The organism is Pseudomonas sp. V98_8 (assembly GCF_029967975.1).
In the GTDB taxonomy this organism is placed as follows: Bacteria; Pseudomonadota; Gammaproteobacteria; order Pseudomonadales; family Pseudomonadaceae; genus Aquipseudomonas; species Aquipseudomonas umsongensis.
Window position 1 is genome coordinate 126,479 of the sequence record NZ_JASCAE010000086.1, and the last position, 19,628, is coordinate 146,106.

Genomic DNA, 19,628 nt, shown 5'->3' on the forward strand with positions numbered 1-19,628 from the left:
GCTGCGATCTTTTGATCTTGCTTCAGGTTAGCGCTGAACAACCTGCAACGCTTTCTGGTCTTTCGGCAGAACCCGCTTGGCCACGACGTAGTGTTTTTCCCAGTACGGTTTCTTCAGGGTGTCGATGCTCACCGACTTGCCACGGCGTGGCGCGTGGATGAAGCGGTCGTTGCCCAAATAGATGGCAACGTGATTGACTCGACGACTCTTGATGTTGAAGAAAATCAGGTCGCCGGGCTTCAAGTCGTTGCGATCGACTTTCTCGCCGTGGCCGCTGGCCATGGCATTGGAGGTGCGTGGCAGGTCAAACGTGGCGTCGTTGAACGCGTATTTCACCAGGCCGCTGCAGTCGAAGCCTTTGCTCGGGCTGCTGCCGCCCCAACGGTACGGTGTACCCAGGACGTTAACGGCGCGGCTCAGCACGTTGCTGCTTTCCCGGGTCGCCATTGGCGGCACCAGGCTGCTCTTGCTGGCCAGCTGTGGAGCCAGCTTTACCGATTTCCTGCTTTTGCTCGAAGGAGCAGCCGCATGGGATTTTGGGGTGTAACCATTAACGTTCGGAAGACGTTGCTCACGATTGGTGGCGTGGGCGGCCAGTGGCAATAATAGGCAAATGGTTAGCCATGTCTTGAAAAGTGGACGCATTAGGCAGGGCTCGTATGTGTTAGCGCGCAACTTTATAACAGCTTTTTTTGGCATTCTGAGGCCGTTGGTCGATTCCATCGGGGTCTAACGGAACCAAATAAGCGGTAAATTGACGCGATTGTCCGACAGAAGTCAGGTGCTATAAGGGTTTGGCGAGAGTGACGGTAGCATTTGCCATACGTCGGCTGCTCGTAAAAAAGTCACAAAGATTTAAAGAATATTTATCTATCGCGTGAATCGAGGTCCTCCATGAACACCTATCAACCCCCCGTCCCGCATCAGGACACGCACAGCAAAGTGATTGGTTACCTGCTGTGGATTTTTGGATTTACCGGTGCCCATCGCTTTTATTACGGCAAGCCGGTGACCGGGACGATCTGGTTCTTCACCTTCGGTTTGCTGGGGATTGGCTGGTTGATCGACCTGTTCCTGATTCCGGCCATGGACCGTGAAGCAGACCTGCGATTTACCGCTGGACCGATTGAATACAACGTGGCGTGGATTCTGCTGACGTTTCTTGGGGTGTTCGGCGTGCACCGGATGTATCAGGGGAAGTGGATCAGCGGGTTGCTGTACCTGGTGACGGGTGGGTTGTTCTTTCTGGGGGTGCTGTATGACTTCTGGACGCTGAATGACCAGGTGTCCATTCGCAACGCGCAGAACAGAGGCGCCTTCCAGTAAGTCTTCGCGAGCAAGCCCGCTCCCACAGGGGACTTGTGAACGACACAGATCCAATGTGGGAGCGGGCTTGCTCGCGAATGCAGGCGGCGCGGTTTTAAGCCTGGTGGCTGATCCGTCCGTCCACCAGGGTATAGCGCACCACGCCCGGCAGGCTATGACCCAGGAACGGGCAGTTCTCGCCTTTGGACAACCAGGTTTCCCCGGCCACGGTCGAGGCTGCAGGGTCGAATAGCACGATATCCGCTGCGCCGCCCACCGCCAGCTTGCCCGCTGGCAGGCGCAAGGCCTGCGCAGGGCCGGCACTGAGTCGCGCCAGCAGCGTTGGCAGGTCGAGCAAGCCGTCTTCCACCAGTGTCATCGCCAGCGGCAGCAGCAGTTCGACGCTGCTGATGCCTGGCTCGGTGGCCCCGAACGGCGCCAGTTTGGCGTCCCGTTCGTGGGGCTGGTGATGGCTGGAAATGGCCGAGACCACGCCAGACTTCACGGCTGCGCGCAAACCCTCACGGTCGGCGCGGGTGCGCAGCGGCGGCTGCACGTGATAGAGGCTGCTGAAATCGATCAGCGCTTCGTCGGTCAGTATCAGCTGGTACAGGGCGACATCCGCCGTGACCTTCAGGCCGCGTTGCTGGGCCTGGGCGATCAGCGCTACACCACGTGCGCTGGTCAGCTGGCTGAAGTGCGCACGCACGCCCGTCTGTTCGACCAGCAGCAAGTCCCTGGCCAGGGCCACGGTTTCAGCGGTTTCCGGAATGCCCGGCAGGCCGAGGAAGCTCGCGGTCGGTCCTTCATGGGCCAGGCCGCCTTCCGCCAGGTCGTGGTCCTGGGAGTTGAAGATCACCGTGAGGTCGAAGGTGGCTGCGTAATCCAGCGCCCGGCACAGGGTGCGGGTGTTGCGAAAGCTCTCCAAGCCGTTGCCGAAGGCCACGCAGCCGGCATCGCGCAAGGCAACCAGCTCTGCAAGCTGTTCGCCGTCCAGGCCTTTGCTCAGTGCGCCGATCGGGAACACTTTAGCGTTACCGGCTTCGCGGGCGCGGTCGAGGATCAGCTCGGCCACTGCCGAGGTGTCCAGCACTGGTTTGGTCTTTGGCGGGCAGCACAGGCTGGTCACGCCACCGGCAGCGGCGGCGCGGGTTTCGCTGGTAATCGAACCTTTGCGGCTGTAGCCCGGTTCACGCAGGGCGACATTGAGGTCGACGAGGCCAGGGGCGGCCACCAGGCCTTTGGCATCGAGGGTGTCGACAGCGACAAAACCGGCTGGGGCGGCGCCAATGGCGACGATCTTGCAGGCTTCAATGTGGATATCGGTGACTTGATCCAGGCCACTGGCCGGATCGATGACGCGGGCCCCGAGAATGCTGAGCTTCACTGAACGTTCTCCTGCTCGAATTGGCGTTGCGCAGTCTGACCGCTCATGGCCATGGACAGAACGGCCATGCGAATCGCGATGCCGTAGGTCACTTGGTTGAGGATCACCGAGTGTGGACCGTCGGCTACCGCCGATTCGATTTCCACCCCACGGTTGATCGGCCCCGGGTGCATGACGATGGCATCGGGTTTGGCGCCAGCCAGGCGCGCGGTGGTCAGGCCGAACAGGCGGTAGAACTCGCCCTCGCTCGGCAGCAGGCCGCCGGTCATGCGCTCACGCTGCAGGCGCAGCATGATCACCACGTCGACGTCTTTGAGGCCTTCGGTCATGTCGGTGTAGACCTTCACGCCGTATTGCTCGATGCCGATCGGCAGCAGGGTCTTCGGCGCGATCACGCGGATGTCCGGGCAACCCAGGGTTTTCAGGGCCAGCATGTTCGAGCGTGCAACCCGCGAGTGCAGGATGTCGCCGACGATGGCCACTGAAAGGTTTTCGAAGCCGCCCTTGTGCCGGCGGATGGTGAGCATGTCGAGCATGCCTTGGGTCGGGTGAGCGTGACGGCCGTCGCCACCGTTGATGATCGCCACCTGTGGGCAAACATGTTCGGCGATGAAGTGTGCAGCGCCGGAATCACCGTGGCGCACGACGAACATGTCGGCGGCCATGGCCTCCAGGTTGCGCAGCGTGTCGAGCAGGGTTTCGCCCTTGCTTGCCGATGATGTCGACACGTTCAGGGTGATCACGTCCGCCGACAGCCGTTGGGCCGCCAGTTCGAAGGTGGTGCGGGTGCGGGTGGAGTTTTCGAAGAATACGTTGCACACGGTCTTGCCGCGCAGCAACGGGACTTTCTTCACTGCCCGTGCGCCAACTTCTAGGAACGAGTCGGCGGTGTCGAGGATTTCCGTCAGCAGCTCGCGGCGCAAACCGTCGAGCGAGAGGAAGTGGCGCAGCTGGCCCTGATCATTGAGCTGCAGCGGGCGCTTGGTATCTAGAGGCGTCATCGCGAGGGGGACTCTCAATAGGGCGAATTAAAGGGCGAGGTCTTGCAGTTCGAGCTTGAGTTCCGGCCCCGACAGTTTCACCCGCTCGTGGGCTGCCAGGGACAGGGTCGCGCCCAGTACGTTGGGGCGGATCGGCAGTTCCCCGGCATCCAGGTCCAGCAGGCATACCAGCGTCACGCTGGCCGGGCGACCATAGTCGAAGAGTTCGTTCAGGGCGGCGCGGATGGTCCGCCCGCTCATCAATACGTCGTCGATCAGCACCAGGTGCTGGCCTTCGATCTCGAACGGCAGGGCCGACGGCCGCACTTGCGGGTGCAGGCCGTTCTGGCTGAAGTCGTCGCGGTAGAAGGACACGTCGAGTGTGCCAAGCGGTTCGGCGCTGCCCAGCTCCTTGAGCAGGGCCTGGGCAACCCACACGCCACCGGTACGAATGCCGATGTAGCGCGGTTCGCTGATGCCACGGTGTTCCAGGTGTGCCTTGAGATCAGTCGCCATCTGGCTGATCAGTTCGGCGGGATTGGGCAGGCTCATGGTTGCTCCTTCTTGGGCCCGAGCCGGATCGTTGCGGGAGGTGGCTCGGGTTGTAGCTAAAAGAGACGGGTGACGGCTCTTCAGGATTAGGATTGGAACAATGCGCTGTTCTCGTCGAGCCAGCCTTGCAGCAGCAGGGCGGCGGCGATGGCATCCACCGGGTTGTCGCGGTAGCTGCCTTTCTGTCCGCCCCGGGCCAGGCGTTCGCCCTTGGCTTCAAAGGTGGTCAGGCGTTCATCGTGGGTATAGAAGGGCAGGTTGAAGCGACCGTTGAGGCGTCGGGCGAATTTTTCCGCGCGGGCGCACATGTCGCTGGGTGTGCCGTCCATGTTCAGCGGCAGGCCGACCACCACGGCGTCGGGTTTCCACTCCTTGATCAGCGCTTCTACCTGATCCCAGTCGGGAATACCGTTTTGTGCCTTCAAGGTGCACAGCTCGCGGGCCTGGCCGGTAATGACCTGGCCAACCGCAACGCCGATCTGCTTGGTGCCGTAGTCGAATCCCAGAATCAACCGCAGGGCCATCAGGCGTGCCCCGCCTGGCTGGTGAGCAGGCTGAGATTGACGCCCAGCTGCCTGGCTGCCGCTTCCAGGCGCAGCTCGCTGCTGGTGTTGAACAGGATGTCGGCATCGTACGGGCAGGTCAGCCAGGCGTTCTGGGCCAGTTCGGCCTCCAGTTGCCCGGCTTCCCATCCGGCATAACCCAGCGTGATAACGCTTTTCGCCGGGCCGACGCCATCGGCGATGGCGAACAGCACGTCCTGGGAGGTCGACAGGGACAGCTCGCCTTCCAGATCAACGGTCGCTTGAAAACTCTGGCCCTTGGGGTGCAGGACAAAACCACGATCGGTCTGCACCGGCCCGCCGATGAAGATCGGTACGTGCTGACAAAGTGCCGGTGGTTCGATGTCCGGGCGCAATTGCTCGAGGATATCGGCCAGGTTCAGGTCCTGCGGACGGTTGACCACCAGCCCCATGGCACCATTGGCCGTGTGCTCGACGATGTAGGTCAAGGTGTGCGCAAAGTTCGGGTCGACCATGTGAGGCATGGCGATCAGGAAGTGATGCTTGAGGTAGCTGGGGCTGACGTTTTTCATGAACGCTAGTGTGGCGTTGGAGGGACGAACTGACAAGCCGAAGCACGTCAAAAGATCGCAGCCTGCGGCAGCTCCTACAGGGAAATGCATTCCACATGTAGGAGCAGCCGCAGGCTGCGATCTTTTGATCTTCAATTAATTACTGGAGAGTCGGTCCCCGCGTGCAAATTTCCACGTGCGGATGATTTCCAGGCGATCGATGTCCGACAGGTCCCCGGTAAAGGGCGCAAACGGCGCTGCCAGGCGCACGATGCGCTGGGCCGCCTGGTCCAGCAGCGGTTGCCCGGACGACTCCAGCACCAGCACTTCATACAGCGAACCGTCGCGGTTGATCGAGACCATCAGGCGCAGGTTGCCGTAGATCTGCTTGCGCCGGGCTTCGTCGGGGTAATTGAGGTTGCCGATGCGCTCGACTTTTTTACGCCACTCGTCTTTATACCAGGCGCCCTTGTCGCGCATGGTCGAGGCGGCGCTCAGGCGGTGGATGCGCGGGCGCTTGGCGTACAACTGTTGTTCCTGGGCCAGTTCGGCTTCGAGGCTGGCGATATCGCTGGACAGCTGTTCGCTGTCGAATGTCGGTGCCGCCACCACAGGTTTGGTGACGGGCTTGGGCTCCTCGGTTTTTGTCGGGGCTTTCTTCGGCTTGGGTGCGACGGTGGTCACGGCTGCCTTGGGCGGGGCGTCCTTCTGTTCTGGCTTGGCGGCGGGCGGTGGCGTGACTTTTTGTACCTTGTTGTCCTGGAACGGTGCGATCTCGGTGGTCTTGGGGATGGCCTTCTTGTCCAGGGTGCCGCTGCCTTGCTGGTTTTCCTGGGCGAGGAAGTCAGCCTTTTCCGGTTTCTTTTCGCTTTTGAAGGTGGCGAGGGTGATTTCCAGGGTTTTGCTGATCTGCTTGGGCTCGACCATTGTGAAACCGACACCCAGCAGTAATGCCAGGTGGATCAGCGCCGCCAGGAACAGGGTAAAACCGAGGCGATCGGCCGGGCGCACGCCGTGGTGGGCGAGTTCGGGGGGCAGATCGGACGGGAGGGTCATGACAAGGAAACCAACATCGCGTTTTCACAGGCCGCGCATGATAACGCAATGTTGGTTTGGCTTATCAACGGGCCTTGAGCTTCTGATCGATGGCATCCATCAGCATGCCGCCAATATCGGTGCCGAAGGCATTGTCGATTTCGCGGATGCAGGTCGGGCTGGTGACGTTGATCTCTGTCAGGTGCTCGCCGATCACATCGAGGCCGACGAACAGCAGGCCTTTTTCGCGCAGGGTCGGACCGACTTGCGCCGCGATCCAGCGATCCTTTTCGGTCAATGGACGGGCTTCGCCGCGGCCACCGGCTGCAAGGTTGCCACGGGTTTCGCCGGCAGCAGGAATGCGCGCCAGGCAGTAGTCCACCGGCTCGCCGTCGATCATCAGGATGCGTTTGTCGCCATCGACGATGGCCGGCAGGTAGCCCTGGATCATGATTTGCTGCTGGCCGTGCAGGGTCAGGGTTTCGAGGATCACCGACAGGTTCGGGTGGCCGGCGGTGTGACGGAAGATCGAGGACCCGCCCATGCCGTCGAGTGGCTTGAGAATCACATCGCCATGATGGTCGGCGAATTCACGCAATACGTCAGGGCGACGGCTGACGATGGTCGGTGGCGTGCACTGCGGAAACAGCGTGGCGAACAGTTTTTCGTTGCAGTCACGCAGGCTTTGCGGCTTGTTGACCACCAGTACGCCAGCATTCTCGGCCTGTTCCAGCAAATAGGTGGTATAGACGAATTCCATGTCGAAAGGCGGATCCTTGCGCATCAGGATCACGTCCAGGTCGCTCAGCAGGTTGTCCTGCTCGGCTTCCAGCTCGAACCATTTTTCCGGGTTGGCGAACACTTTCAGTGGACGCATCCGCGCCCGCGCCTGCCCTTCGGCCTGGTACAGGTCGCGCTGTTCCATGTAGAACAGTTCCCAGCCGCGTTTCTGTGCGGCCAGCAGCATGGCCAGCGAGCTATCCTTTTTATAGGAGATGCTGGCGATAGGATCCATGACAATCCCGACACGAACGCTCATGGGTGTTTCCTCAAAAGTGGGTGAGGCCTAGGACCATATAAAAGTGGCGTCAGAGTGGCGCTGAGAGTGTTCCCGGTCAAGGAAAAACCACTGCCGGGACCGGCCGATAGATTGGATATGGAGACTGTGCTAAAAAGACTGCCATGTCGTGCCGGCCCTTGAACATCAAGGGTTTCGAGTCCTCGACGCCCCGCAGATGGACAAATAGATTCCTAAAGGCGACGGTAGAGCAACTATGGAACAGCAACCCAACGCCTTGAAGGTCATGGTAATCGACGATTCGAAGACGATTCGCCGCACCGCCGAAACACTGCTCAAGAACGTGGGTTGTGAGGTCATCACGGCCATCGATGGGTTCGATGCGCTGGCCAAGATCGTCGATCACCACCCCGGCATCATCTTTGTCGACATCATGATGCCGCGCCTGGATGGCTATCAGACTTGCGCGTTAATCAAGAACAACAGTGCATTCAAGTGCACGCCAGTGATTATGCTGTCGTCCAAGGACGGGCTGTTCGACAAGGCCAAGGGGCGCATTGTCGGCTCCGACCAGTTTTTGACCAAGCCTTTCAGCAAGGAAGAGCTGCTGAGCGCGATCCAGGCCCATGTTCCGGGCTTTGCCGCTGTTTTGCCGCAGTAAGATACCTACAGTGACGCTCGGCCATTGGGCCCTGCGCCGACAAGAATGGGGAAGACCATGGCACGTATCCTGATCGTCGATGATTCGCCGACCGAAATGTACAAATTGACCGGCATGCTGGAGAAGCACGGTCATGAAGTATTGAAAGCCGAAAACGGCGCAGACGGCGTGGCGCTGGCCCGCCAGGAAAAACCCGACGCAGTGCTGATGGATATCGTCATGCCCGGACTCAATGGCTTCCAGGCGACTCGCCAGCTGACCAAAGATCCGGAAACCGGGCACATCCCGGTGATCATCATCACCACCAAGGATCAGGAAACCGACAAGGTCTGGGGTACGCGCCAAGGGGCCAAGGACTACCTGACCAAGCCGGTTGACGAAGATACCCTGATCAAGACCTTGAACACTGTGCTGGCCGGTTGATCACAGGGCCATGAGCGAATCACTGACCGCCTTCGAACTGCTATTGCAGATCGACCGGCGTTGTCGCTTGCTGGCGGCGGACTTGCCGTCCCAGCCCGCCCGCCAGGACAGCTGGAGCGGCATCGGTTTTCGCCTGGGCGAACAGTGGTACGTCGCGCCCATGGGGGAAATCGGTGAAGTGTTGCACGAACCGCGTTTTACGCTGGTGCCGGGGGTCAAGTCCTGGGTAAAGGGCGTGGCCAATCTGCGCGGGCGTTTGTTGCCGATCATTGATTTGTGCGGTTTTTTTGGCCAGGAAATCTCGGCGACGCGCAAGCAGCGGCGCGTATTGGTGGTGGAGCATGACGAGGTGTTTGCCGGGTTGCTGGTCGATGAAGTCTTCGGCTTGCAGCACTTCGCCCGGGACAGTCTGCAGCCGATAGACGCGCCGGGCGGCCCGATCGCACCGTTCATCACCGGCCGGTTTCAGCGCGAGCAGAGCTGGCAGGTGTTGAGCCTGTTTACGCTGGCGCGGTCGCAGGGATTCATGAACGTTGCCGTTTAAATGGAGCGTCACAGCTCTAAATGTGGGAGCGAGCAAGCCCGCTCCCACAGGGGATTCTGGCAGGCCTAGAAGTGGGTTAACAGGCGAAGACCGATGATAAAAGCAAAAACAGGCAAGCCAATGGAGGCGTCGCGCAGTCGATCGCAGATCATCGCGCTGTTCATCGCCCTGATCATCTTCATCATGTTGTTGTTCGCCAACTTCGCGTACCTCAACACCCAGGCCACCTACGACAAACAGTACATCGGTCACGCCGGTGAGCTGCGCGTGTTGTCCCAGCGCATCGCCAAGAATGCGACCGAGGCCGCTGCCGGCAAGGCTGCGGCATTCAAGTTGCTCAGCGATGCGCGCAACGATTTTGCCCGGCGCTGGAGCTATCTGAAGAAAGGCGACCCCGCCACCGGCCTGCCACCGGCACCGCCCAGCGTGCGCCCGGAAATGCGCGCCGTGCAACAGGACTGGGAGCGCCTGCTGAAAAACACCGATGCGATCCTGTCCAGTGAACAGACGGTGCTGTCGCTGCATCAAGTCGCCGCGACCCTGGCCGAAACCGTGCCGCAGTTGCAGGTTGAATACGAAAAGGTGGTGGAAACCCTGCTGCAACGTGGCGCCCCGGCGGCGCAGGTGGCGATGGCGCAGCGTCAATCACTGTTGGCCGAGCGTATTTTAGGGGCGGTCAATACCGTGTTGTCCGGCGACGAAAACTCACAGCAGGCCGCCGATGCGTTCGGCCGTGATGCGGCGCGGTTCGGCCAGGTGCTCAACGGCATGCTCCAGGGCAACGCCTCTCTGCGGGTCAGCCAGGTCGAGGACCGTGACGCGCGCGCGCGGCTGATCGAGATATCCGAGCTGTTCGAATTCGTCTCAGGTTCAGTGGACGAAATCCTCGAAACCTCACCGGAGCTGTTCAAGGTTCGTGAGTCGGCCACCAATATTTTCAGCCTTTCGCAAACCCTGCTAGACGAAGCTTCCCATTTGGCCAGTGGCTTTGAAAACCTCGCCGGAGGGCGTGACACCGACACCATCGGCGGTTATGTCCTGGGCCTGGGGGCGCTGATGTCGATCATCCTCATCGGCCTGGTGATGGTGCGCGAAACCAATCGCCAGCTGCGCGAGACTGCCGAAAAGAACGAGCGCAACCAGAACGCGATCATGCGCCTGCTCGACGAAATCGAAGACCTGGCCGACGGCGACCTGACCGTGACCGCCACGGTAACCGAAGACTTCACCGGGACCATCGCCGATTCGATCAACTATTCCGTGGACCAACTGCGCGATCTGGTGGCAACGATCAACCTGACGGCGGGCCAGGTTGCAGCCGCTGTGCAGGAAACCCAGGCTACCGCGATGCACCTGGCGCAGGCCTCGGAACATCAGGCCCAACAGATTTCCGAAGCCTCCACCGCAATCAACGACATGGCTGAGTCCATCGATCAGGTGTCGGCCAACGCCGCGGAATCCTCGGCGGTGGCCGAGCGTTCGGTGGAAATCGCCAACAAGGGCAATGAAGTGGTGCACAACACCATCCATGGCATGGACAACATCCGCGAACAGATTCAAGACACCGCCAAGCGAATCAAACGCCTTGGCGAGTCTTCCCAGGAAATCGGCGATATCGTCAGCTTGATCGATGACATTGCCGACCAGACCAACATTCTCGCCCTCAACGCGGCGATCCAGGCGTCCATGGCCGGTGACGCCGGGCGTGGTTTCGCAGTGGTTGCCGATGAAGTGCAGCGCCTGGCGGAACGCTCTTCGGCCGCAACGCGGCAGATCGAAACCCTGGTGCGGGCGATCCAGGCCGACACCAACGAAGCGGTCATTTCCATGGAGCAGACCACCACCGAAGTGGTGCGCGGCGCGCGTCTGGCGCAGGATGCCGGTGTGGCCCTGGAAGAAATCGAAGGGGTGTCCAAGACCCTGGCGGCGCTGATCCAGAGCATTTCCAACGCGGCGCAACAACAAACGTCGTCTGCCGGTCAGATTTCCCTGACGATGAACGTGATCCAGCAGATCACTTCGCAGACCTCGTCCGGCTCTACCGCCACCGCCGAGAGCATCGGCAACCTGGCAAAAATGGCCAGCCAGTTGCGGCGTTCGGTGTCTGGCTTCACCTTGCCGGCCACCCAGGCGCAGGTCGCGGACAAAGCTTGAACCGCCCCCGGGCATGGCTATCTTGATAGAAGTGGGGATTGGAGTGGTTATGGGTGATCGGCACGACTATGTGGCCCTTGAATGGGTCAAAGGCGAAATTGCCGAAACGCTGAAGCAGGCTCATCACGCGATCGAAACCCAGCTTGATGACCCGCAGGCGACGCACGCCCTGAGCGAATGCCTGGCGTGCATCCATCAGGTTCACGGCAGTCTGCAGATGGTCGAGTTCTACGGCGCGGCGTTGCTCGCCGAAGAAATGGAGCAACTGGTCACCGCCTTGCAACACAATCGCGTCCATCATCGTGACGAGGCGTTGCACCTAATGCTGCAAGCGCTGGGGCAGTTGCCGATCTACCTGGATCGCGTGCAAGGTGCACGCCGCGATCTGCCTTTGGTCGTGTTGCCGCTGATCAACGACCTGCGCAGCGCCCGCGGCGAAAGCCTGTTGTCGGAAACCAGCCTGTTCAGCCCGCAGTTGCCAGACCTGCCTGCCCTGGATCAAGCGGCCCTGGCGCGGCTGGAGCCGGCGGACTTGCCGAATGTGCTGCGCAAGTTGCGGCAAATGTTGCAGATGGCCCTGGTCGGGTTGCTGCGTGAGCAGGATGACGACACGCACCTGGAGTACCTGGCCAAGGTCTTTACTCGTCTGGAAGGCTTGTGCGATTCAGCGCCCCTGAGCCCACTGTGGCAGGTGGCTTCAGCGCTGGTCGAAGGCATGCGCGCCGGCGTCATTACCAACAGCCCGGCCTTGCGCAGCCTGTTCAAGGAGGCCGACAAAGAGCTCAAGCGTCTGCTCGAACAGGGCATGCAGGGCATCAATCAGCCGCCGCCACCCGAGTTGCTGAAGAGTTTGCTGTTCTACATTGCCAAGGCCGAACATCCCACCGGGCAGATGCTGACCATGAAAGATCGCTACGCACTGGACGATGCATTGCCTGACAGCGCGATGGTCGACGAAGAACGCGCCCGCCTGGCCGGTCCTGATCGTGATGCCATGCGCTCGGTATTGGCGGCATTGTGCGAAGAGCTGGTGCGGGTCAAGGAGCGCCTGGACCTGTTCGTGCGCAGCGATCGGCAACACACTTCGGACCTCGACAGCCTGCTGGCGCCCCTGCGGCAAATCGCTGACACCCTGGCGGTACTGGGCTTCGGCCAACCCCGCAAGGTGATCATCGATCAACTGGCCGTGGTGCTGAGCCTGGCCCAAGGCCAGCGCATACCCGATGATGCGATCCTCATGGACGTGGCCGGGGCCTTGCTTTACGTCGAAGCGACGCTGGCGGGCATGGTCGGCACCGTAGAGCCTGAAAGCCAGGAAGACAGTCGGCTGCCCACCACCGACCTGACGCAGATCCACCAGATCGTCATCAAGGAAGCGCGCATCTGTCTGCAGCAAGCCAAGGACATGATCGTCGACTACATCGATGCCGATTGGGACCGACAGCACCTGCAGGGGCTGCCGGCCCTGCTGACCCAGGTGCGGGGTGCGCTGGCGATGATCCCGTTGACCCGCGCGGCGGGCCTGATCGAAACCTGCAATCACTACATTCATGAACACCTGCTGCTTGAGCCGCATCAGCCCGGCTGGCAGGCGCTGGACAGCCTGGCCGACGTGATCACCAGCATCGAGTATTACCTTGAGCGCCTCAACGACGACCCCGAAGCCCCCGGTGAGCAACTGCTCGACGTGGCGCAAAGTCGCCTGGCCTCACTCGGTTTTTTCCCCAGCGAGCGACAGGTGCCAGTGCTTGCGGATGTCCTGAGTCCCGACGAAGCGCAGTCCCTGCGGCTACAGCAGGAGCGGGATGCCCCGGCCATCGCCCAGGCCCTGGCCGATGTGCTGGCCAGCCCGGTTTCGGCCCTCAACCCGCCCGCGCTCGACACTCCGGATAGCCTGCTGCCGCCACCTTCAGGCGAAGAGCCGGTGGATGAGGAATTGCGTGAAGTATTCCTCGAAGAAACGGATGAAGTGCTGGAGATCCTTCGCGAACATTTGCCACGCTGGTCGGCGGACCCCACCAACCGCTTGGCCCTGAGCGAATTGCGCCGTGCCTTTCATACCCTCAAGGGCAGTGGCCGGATGGTACGAGCCCTGGTGCTTGGCGAATTGGCCTGGGCCGTGGAAAACCTGCTTAATCGCGTGCTGGAACACAGCGTGGAGCCTGGCGCCAGCGTGCAGCAACTGCTCGACGATGTGCTCGATCTGCTGCCGGAACTGGTGGCCGAATATGCCGCCGATGCCCAGCGTCAGCGCAATGATGTTGACCAGTTGGCGGCCCGTGCCCACGCCCTGGCCAAGGGCGATAACACGGCAGCGGACGAGGATACCCAGGACGTCGCGGCCCTCGACCCGCTATTGCTGGAAATCTTCCGCAAGGAAGCCGAAACCCATTTGAGCAGCCTCAACCGATTTCTCGACCAGGCCGCCGAACGCCTGCCGCTGCAGGCCAGCGATGAGCTGCAGCGTGCTTTGCACACCCTCAAGGGTAGTGCGTCGATGGCCGGGGTCGTGCCGATTGCCGAGCTGGCGACGCCGCTCGATCAACTGGCCCGGGAGTACAAGGCTCACCTGATCGCGCTCGACCTGGACGAAGTCGAAGTGCTGCTGGAGGCCGAAGGACTGTTCCGTCTTGGCTTGCGCCAGCTCAAGACCGACCCGTTGGCTGAAATCCCCGGCTCCGGGGCCCTGATCGAACGCGCCAGGGCGCTGCTCGCCGAACGCCTGCAAAGTCACTTGAGCACGCCCAGTGCCGGCCTGAGGATCAAGCGCGACCCGCAGTTGATCAACAACTTCCTGGCCCAGGGCATGGACATCCTGCTCGACGCCGAAAGCCTGTTACGGCGCTGGCAGCAGCATCCAGGCGAACGCCAGGAACTCAGTGCACTGCTGGACGAATTGACCACCCTCGGCGAAGGCGCCCACCTGGCCGACCTGCATCCGGTGGATGAGCTCTGCGAAGCCTTGCTCGACCTCTACGGTGCTGTGGAAGAGAGCAGCCTGGCGGTTAGCGAGGAATTTTTCCATGAAGCCCAAAGTGCCCACGAAGCGCTGATCAACATGCTTGATGAGCTGGCGGCTGGCCAGGAAGTCAGCCCGCGCCCGGAGCGGATTCGGGCCTTGCACGGCTTGCTCGATCAGAGCCTGGACCCTTCGGCCATGGGCTTGATCCGCAGTGACGGCAGTCGCACCTTGAGCATCCGCGAGCTGGGCGACGCCACCGCCGAACTTGAAAGCACCCTCCCCCCTGTAGGAGCGAGCACGCTCGCGATGGACGCTAACGATGACGCGCTTTCATTGGATAAACGCGGCGCCTATGAGCCCATCGCGAGCAGGCTCGCTCCTACAGGAGACCGCGCAGCCGAACTGGACGACGACATCGTTTCGATCTTCCTTGAGGAAGCCGAGGATATCCTCGAAAGCGCCAACCATTCCTTGCAACGCTGGGTAAGTGACCCGCATAACCCCGCGCCGCTGTCCTCGTTGCAGCGCGACTTGCACACCCTCAAGGGTGGCGCGCGGATGGCCGAGGTCGAACCGGTCGCAGACCTGGCCCAGGAACTGGAAAACCTCTATGAGGGCCTGGCGGACCGCCGTTACAGCCACAGCGAAGTGCTGACGCAACTGCTGCAACTGAGCCATGGCCATCTGGCGCAGATGCTTGAGCAGTTGCAAGACCATCAAGCCCTGGGCGATCCCGAGGAACTGATCGAAGCGATCCGCGCGTTCAGGCAAAGCCACGCAAACAATGCCCAGGTCGTCGAAGCTGCCGCTGGCGTCGACTCGGCCCACCATGACAGCGAGTTGCTGGACATCTTTCTTGAAGAAGGCTTCGACATCATCGAAAGCTCCGGGGCGGCGCTGCTGCGCTGGCAGGCCGAGCCGTCGAACCGGCAGGAAATGGAAACCCTGCTGCGCGACCTGCATACCCTCAAGGGCGGTGCGCGCATGGTGGAAATCGCTCCCATTGGCGATTTGGCCCACGAGCTGGAGTTTCTCTACGAAGGTTTATCCACCGGCATGCTGCAACCCACGGCGGCGATGTTCGAACTGCTGCAGCGCAGCCATGACCGGCTGGCGCAGATGCTCGACGCAGCGCGCGCCGGTGAGCCACTGCCGCCGGCCGACCGGCTGATCGATGCCATCCAGAACTTCAGTCACCCGGTGCTGCCTGAAGCCCCGGCGCCACTCACCGTTACGGCAAAAACCGAGACACCAGCGCTGCAGCCCGATGCCGGGGCGGACATGGTCAAGGTCTCGGCCGAACTGCTCGACGACCTGGTCAACCTGGCCGCTGAAACCTCGATCTTTCGCGGTCGCATCGAACAGCAGGTCAACGACGCGCAGGTCGCCCTCAACGAGATGGAAACCACCATCGAGCGCATGCGCGACCAGTTGCGCAGGCTCGATACCGAAACCCAGGGCAGGATCCTCAGCCGTCAGCAAGTCGATGCCGAGCGCCTGGGCTACGAAGAGTTCGACCCGCTGGAAATGGATCGCCACTCGCAACTCCAACAACTGTCGCGAGCCCTGTTCGAATCCGCCTCCGACTTGCTCGACCTCAAGGAAACCCTCGATCGGCGCAACCTGGACGCGGAAAACCTGTTGCAACAGCAGGGCCGCATCAACACCGAATTGCAGGAAGGCCTGATGCGCACGCGCATGGTGCCGTTCGAGCGAATGCTGCCGCGCTTGAAGCGCATCGTCCGTCAGGTGGCCGGTGAGCTGGGCAAGGACGTCGAGTTCATCGTCGGCAACGCCGAAGGCGAGATGGATCGCAATGTACTCGAGCGCATGGCGGCGCCGCTGGAGCATATGCTGCGCAATGCCGTCGACCACGGCCTGGAATCCGCCGCGGTGCGTGTGGCGGCGGGCAAGCCGGCGCAAGGGCGGATCACCCTGGATCTGTTGCGCGAAGGCGGCGACATCATTTTCGATATTCGCGACGACGGTGCCGGCGTGCCACTGGAGGCGGTGCGGCGCAAGGCGATCAAGCGCGGCCTGCTCGCCCCGGACAGTGTCATCAGCGACCACGACGTGTTGCAATTCATCCTGCAACCGGGTTTTTCCACCGCCGAGAAAATCACCCAGATCTCCGGGCGTGGGGTCGGCATGGACGTGGTGCACGAAGAAGTGCGGCAACTGGGCGGTACCATGAGCATCGACTCGGTGCCGGGGCAGGGCGTGCATTTTCGCATTCGCCTGCCGTTCACCGTGTCGGTCAACCGGGCGCTGATGGTGCAATGCGGGGAGGATCAATACGCCATTCCGCTGAACACCATCGATGGCATTGTCCGCGTGTTGCCCAACGAACTGGAAGGGCATTTCCGCCTTGATCCACCGACCTATGAATACGCCGGTCAGTGCTATGAACTGTGTTACCTGGGCGAGCTGCTGAAGACCAGCCCGCGTCCACGGCTGTTGGGCCAGAGCCTGCCGCTGCCGGTGTTGCTGGTGCAATGCAACGAGCGGCATATTGCAGTGCAGGTCGATGCCATGGCCGGCACGCGCGAGATCGTGGTGAAAAGTCTCGGCCCGCAGTTCGCCGCCGTGCAAGGGGTGTCCGGGGCGACGATTCTGGGGGATGGCCGGGTGGTGCTGATCCTGGACCTGCTGGCGCCGGTTCGCGCCATGCAGGCCCGGGCGCCGCAGCGTTCGGTCAGTCACGACGTCGAGGTCGAACCGCAACGGCCGTTGCTGGTGATGGTGGTCGACGACTCGGTCACCGTGCGCAAGGTCACCAGCCGTTTGCTCGAACGCCACGGCATGAACGTGCTGACCGCCAAGGACGGTGTCGACGCCATGCTGCTGCTGGAAGAGCACATCCCGGACCTGATGCTGCTGGACATCGAAATGCCACGCATGGATGGCTTCGAAGTCGCCACCCAGGTGCGCAGCGATGAGCGTCTGCGGCACCTGCCGATCATCATGATCACCTCCCGCACGGGCCAGAAACACCGCGACCGGGCCATGGCCATCGGCGTCAACGATTACCTGGGCAAGCCGTACCAGGAATCGGTATTGCTTGAAAGCATTGCCCTGTGGAGCAAGACCCATGCATGAGCGTCGCCACGACCCGCGCGATAGCCAACTCACCGGCCTGCTACTGCCTTTGGCTGACCGCCACCTGATCCTGCCTAACGTCGCAGTGGCTGAACTGATCGGCTACCAACCCGCGGCCATCGACCTGGACTCGCCACCCTGGTATCTGGGAAGGGTCGCGTGGCGCAACCGGCAGATACCGTTGCTCAGCTTCGAGTCGGCGTGCGGGCAGAAAATCGTCATCGGCGAACGCGCGCGAATCGTCATTCTCAATGCGCTCGGCGGTCGGCCCGAGCTGAAATTCATCGCGCTACTGGTTCAAGGGATACCGCGCTCGTACAAGCTCGACAGTCAGTTGAGCTATGTGGACGTGCCGTTGTGTTCGCTGGAGAAGGCGGCGGTGCAGGTGGCGGATCAAGTGGCCAAGGTGCCGGATTTGTTAGCACTGGAGGAGTTGTTGGTGAGTGCCGCGCTCGTCTGAAGGGCCCCTTCGCGAGCAGGCTCGCTCCCACAGGTTTTGTGAATGTCGCCGAATCACTGTGGGAGCGAGCCTGCTCGCGAAAGCGGCCTCCAATTCACCGAAGACCTGACGGCTAAACCTTGGCCTGGGCCAACGCCTCATGGTGATCCAGCGCCCGCTCCACCAACAAATGCACTCCATCGGCCATTCGGCTGAGCGCCAAGGCTACCGAACGGCGCGAACCTTCCACCCCGTCCGCCAGATCGGCCGCAATGGCGCTGATGGACAGCAAGTCTTCGGAGGCATTGGCCAGAAGCGCTTCGGTGCCGATCTCGGGAGAGACGGTGAACAGCTGGTATTTTCGGCGCCTGGCCGGTTTTTCGTGAGTGGGCGGGAGGTAATGAGAGAGGGCGCGGTCGGCGGCTTCCTTGAGCTTCTCGGCTTCCAAGGCATCTTGGGAATCGGGATCGGTTTCCGGAGGATTGGGAGTTACCTTGAACATACTGAATCTCCGCTTAATGAGTTTCAGCTGCTCCATTCGATTTCCAGGCGAAGGGGTGGCAGCTGTACGCAGGCTGGAAATCCGGGGGTAAACGGAAATAACAACCCGGCAGACTCGAAGGCCTCCCGCGCGCACCCGCCGGTCAGCGGGTTCCGGGGTTGCTGTAGGTCCCAGCGTCAAACTGCGTAGCCTCACGCTGTTCCTGCAGACAAATGATTAAACAAAAAACAATCGGTTCAGGCCGCTTGTCGTGAGCAGCTTGTCCCGGACCTTGGTGAAGGCTTTAGGCAAGCAATTACCTATCAGTTCTACTAGTAGACACTTTCAGCAAAGAAGCCGAAGCTCAATGCTATCAGCAAGGAGCAGCAGGAGCCCTGCCAATGCCTTCCCAAAACGAAGAAGTACTCTGCACTTATCACTATGATCCGCTGGACAGTTTGATTGGCTTTAATTCGGCCAAGCCGGACGCGCTTCAGCGCTTTTACTGCAAGACCCGGCTAGCCACGGAGATTCAAGGATTGGCGCGCTGTTCGATTGTACAACAGGGTGACCAGTTATTGGCGCAACAGAAGCGATTGGGCGACGCACAGGAAACGGCATTGTTGGCCACTGATCAGCAGCGTTCAGTGATGCAAACTGTTGGCGGGCATTCGCTTCCGATTGTTTATTCGCCCTATGGGCATCTTCGCGCAGAAAGTGGTTTAACCAGTTTGCTGGGTTTTAATGGTGAGCGGCCGGATGCAGTGACAGGGCATTATTTGTTAGGTAATGGTTTTCGAGCATTTAATCCGGTGTTGATGAGATTTAACAGTTCGGACAGTTTGAGTCCGTTTGGCAAGGGGGGATTGAATTCATATGCGTATTGTTTGGGGGATCCTGTTAACGGGAGTGATCCCACTGGCCACATGCGTTGGTTTTCACTATCAACGATGGATTTTACAAATTTCAAACGCGATCCAACATTTGCCAGTATGAGTAAGTTTACGGTTGGGCACAGATTTTCACATGCAAAACATTTGAATAATCTGGAAAACCCATTATCCAATTCAAACGTACAACTTGCGAAATGGCGATCTCCGAAACGATTTTCGAATAGGGCATCAGTTGATTATCATAGCGTGAGGGATTCTGATCCATTAAACTTGGACTTCATGAAAAAAAATCATAGAATAGATTTTGATCTTCCTAATCCAGACTCTTCCTACGATCTGAACGCAGTTGTTTTGAACCCGAAGCTACAAAGCTTTATAAGTCATCGGGAGAAACATTATCGTGTACTAGATGAGCTAGAAAAAGTAGCTGATTTTGATAAAGGAAAGTCAATCCTCCCGACTTTTAGTCGCGCTCATGCGAATCTTGAGGTAGGTATAAGCCGATATCAAGAACTTTTATTGAAGGGAAATAACGCTCGCGCAAGAGAGGTGTTGAAGTCGGCAATGGATCGGTTTGATCGGCAACAGAAGAAAATACGAGAATCGCAATAGTTACGGTA

At 60.4% G+C, this 19,628-nt stretch carries 17 protein-coding genes; 8 read left to right on the forward strand and 9 right to left on the reverse strand.

Going from position 1 to position 19,628, the window contains the following annotated elements:
• Positions 1–27: 27 nt before the first annotated feature.
• Positions 28–645, reverse strand: a complete 618-nt coding sequence (locus tag QLG10_RS27600; protein WP_282488351.1) for a C40 family peptidase — start codon at positions 643–645, stop codon at positions 28–30.
• Positions 646–894: 249 nt separating this feature from the next.
• Between QLG10_RS27600 and QLG10_RS27605 the strand changes: the two genes are divergently transcribed.
• A complete protein-coding gene (locus QLG10_RS27605; RefSeq protein WP_042955345.1) occupies positions 895–1,326 on the forward strand; it encodes a TM2 domain-containing protein in 432 nt (143 codons plus the stop codon).
• 94 nt (positions 1,327–1,420) lie between these two features.
• Here QLG10_RS27605 and QLG10_RS27610 read toward each other — a convergent pair whose 3' ends face one another.
• From QLG10_RS27610 to gshB, 7 genes are all read right to left on the reverse strand, one after another.
• Positions 1,421–2,692, reverse strand: coding sequence for a dihydroorotase (locus QLG10_RS27610; RefSeq protein WP_248678759.1), 1,272 nt, complete (start codon positions 2,690–2,692; stop codon positions 1,421–1,423).
• Positions 2,689–3,693: an aspartate carbamoyltransferase catalytic subunit gene (locus QLG10_RS27615; protein ID WP_020797380.1), complete on the reverse strand. Its 1,005-nt coding sequence runs from the start codon at positions 3,691–3,693 to the stop codon at positions 2,689–2,691. The genes QLG10_RS27610 and QLG10_RS27615 overlap by 4 nt, the downstream gene beginning before the upstream one ends.
• A gap of 27 nt (positions 3,694–3,720) precedes the next feature.
• On the reverse strand, positions 3,721–4,224 hold the full coding sequence (pyrR, locus tag QLG10_RS27620; RefSeq protein ID WP_020797381.1) for a bifunctional pyr operon transcriptional regulator/uracil phosphoribosyltransferase PyrR: 504 nt from the start codon (positions 4,222–4,224) through the stop codon (positions 3,721–3,723).
• A gap of 86 nt (positions 4,225–4,310) precedes the next feature.
• Complete coding sequence (gene ruvX / locus QLG10_RS27625; protein WP_020797382.1) at positions 4,311–4,748, reverse strand: Holliday junction resolvase RuvX; 438 nt, start codon at positions 4,746–4,748, stop codon at positions 4,311–4,313.
• The gene (locus tag QLG10_RS27630) at positions 4,748–5,320 is read right to left on the reverse strand and encodes a YqgE/AlgH family protein (RefSeq protein ID WP_110750286.1); all 573 of its coding nucleotides are present in this window, start codon (positions 5,318–5,320) and stop codon (positions 4,748–4,750) included. Before QLG10_RS27630 ends, ruvX begins: the two co-directional genes overlap by 1 nt.
• 135 nt (positions 5,321–5,455) lie before the next feature.
• Positions 5,456–6,355 (reverse strand): energy transducer TonB, encoded by a 900-nt coding sequence (locus QLG10_RS27635; protein WP_020797383.1) that lies wholly within the window; start codon positions 6,353–6,355, stop codon positions 5,456–5,458.
• A 64-nt stretch (positions 6,356–6,419) separates the two neighbouring features.
• Positions 6,420–7,373 (reverse strand): glutathione synthase, encoded by a 954-nt coding sequence (gshB, locus tag QLG10_RS27640; protein WP_020797384.1) that lies wholly within the window; start codon positions 7,371–7,373, stop codon positions 6,420–6,422.
• 235 nt (positions 7,374–7,608) lie between these two features.
• On the opposite strand from gshB, the gene pilG reads away from it, so the two are divergent.
• The 6 genes from pilG (at position 7,609) to QLG10_RS27670 (ending at position 17,655) form a co-directional block, all read left to right on the forward strand.
• On the forward strand, positions 7,609–8,013 hold the full coding sequence (gene pilG / locus QLG10_RS27645; RefSeq protein ID WP_110750287.1) for a twitching motility response regulator PilG: 405 nt from the start codon (positions 7,609–7,611) through the stop codon (positions 8,011–8,013).
• A 57-nt stretch (positions 8,014–8,070) separates the two neighbouring features.
• A complete protein-coding gene (pilH, locus tag QLG10_RS27650; RefSeq protein ID WP_110750289.1) occupies positions 8,071–8,436 on the forward strand; it encodes a twitching motility response regulator PilH in 366 nt (121 codons plus the stop codon).
• Positions 8,437–8,446: 10 nt separating this feature from the next.
• Positions 8,447–8,980 carry a chemotaxis protein CheW gene (locus QLG10_RS27655; RefSeq protein ID WP_110750291.1) on the forward strand — a complete coding sequence of 178 codons (534 nt, stop codon included), beginning with the start codon at positions 8,447–8,449 and terminating at the stop codon, positions 8,978–8,980.
• Positions 8,981–9,100: 120 nt separating this feature from the next.
• Positions 9,101–11,134: a methyl-accepting chemotaxis protein gene (locus tag QLG10_RS27660; protein WP_282488358.1), complete on the forward strand. Its 2,034-nt coding sequence runs from the start codon at positions 9,101–9,103 to the stop codon at positions 11,132–11,134.
• 49 nt (positions 11,135–11,183) lie between these two features.
• Entirely contained in the window at positions 11,184–17,195 is a 6,012-nt protein-coding gene (locus QLG10_RS27665; protein WP_282488352.1) for an Hpt domain-containing protein, read from the forward strand.
• On the forward strand, positions 17,188–17,655 hold the full coding sequence (locus tag QLG10_RS27670; protein ID WP_110750295.1) for a chemotaxis protein CheW: 468 nt from the start codon (positions 17,188–17,190) through the stop codon (positions 17,653–17,655). The genes QLG10_RS27665 and QLG10_RS27670 overlap by 8 nt, the downstream gene beginning before the upstream one ends.
• A 112-nt stretch (positions 17,656–17,767) precedes the next feature.
• On the opposite strand, the gene QLG10_RS27675 is transcribed toward QLG10_RS27670, so the two are convergent.
• The gene (locus tag QLG10_RS27675) at positions 17,768–18,136 is read right to left on the reverse strand and encodes a DUF6124 family protein (RefSeq protein ID WP_282488353.1); all 369 of its coding nucleotides are present in this window, start codon (positions 18,134–18,136) and stop codon (positions 17,768–17,770) included.
• Between the two features lie 380 nt (positions 18,137–18,516).
• On the opposite strand from QLG10_RS27675, the gene QLG10_RS27680 reads away from it, so the two are divergent.
• A complete protein-coding gene (locus QLG10_RS27680; RefSeq protein WP_188263447.1) occupies positions 18,517–19,620 on the forward strand; it encodes an RHS repeat-associated core domain-containing protein in 1,104 nt (367 codons plus the stop codon).
• Positions 19,621–19,628 lie beyond the last annotated feature (8 nt).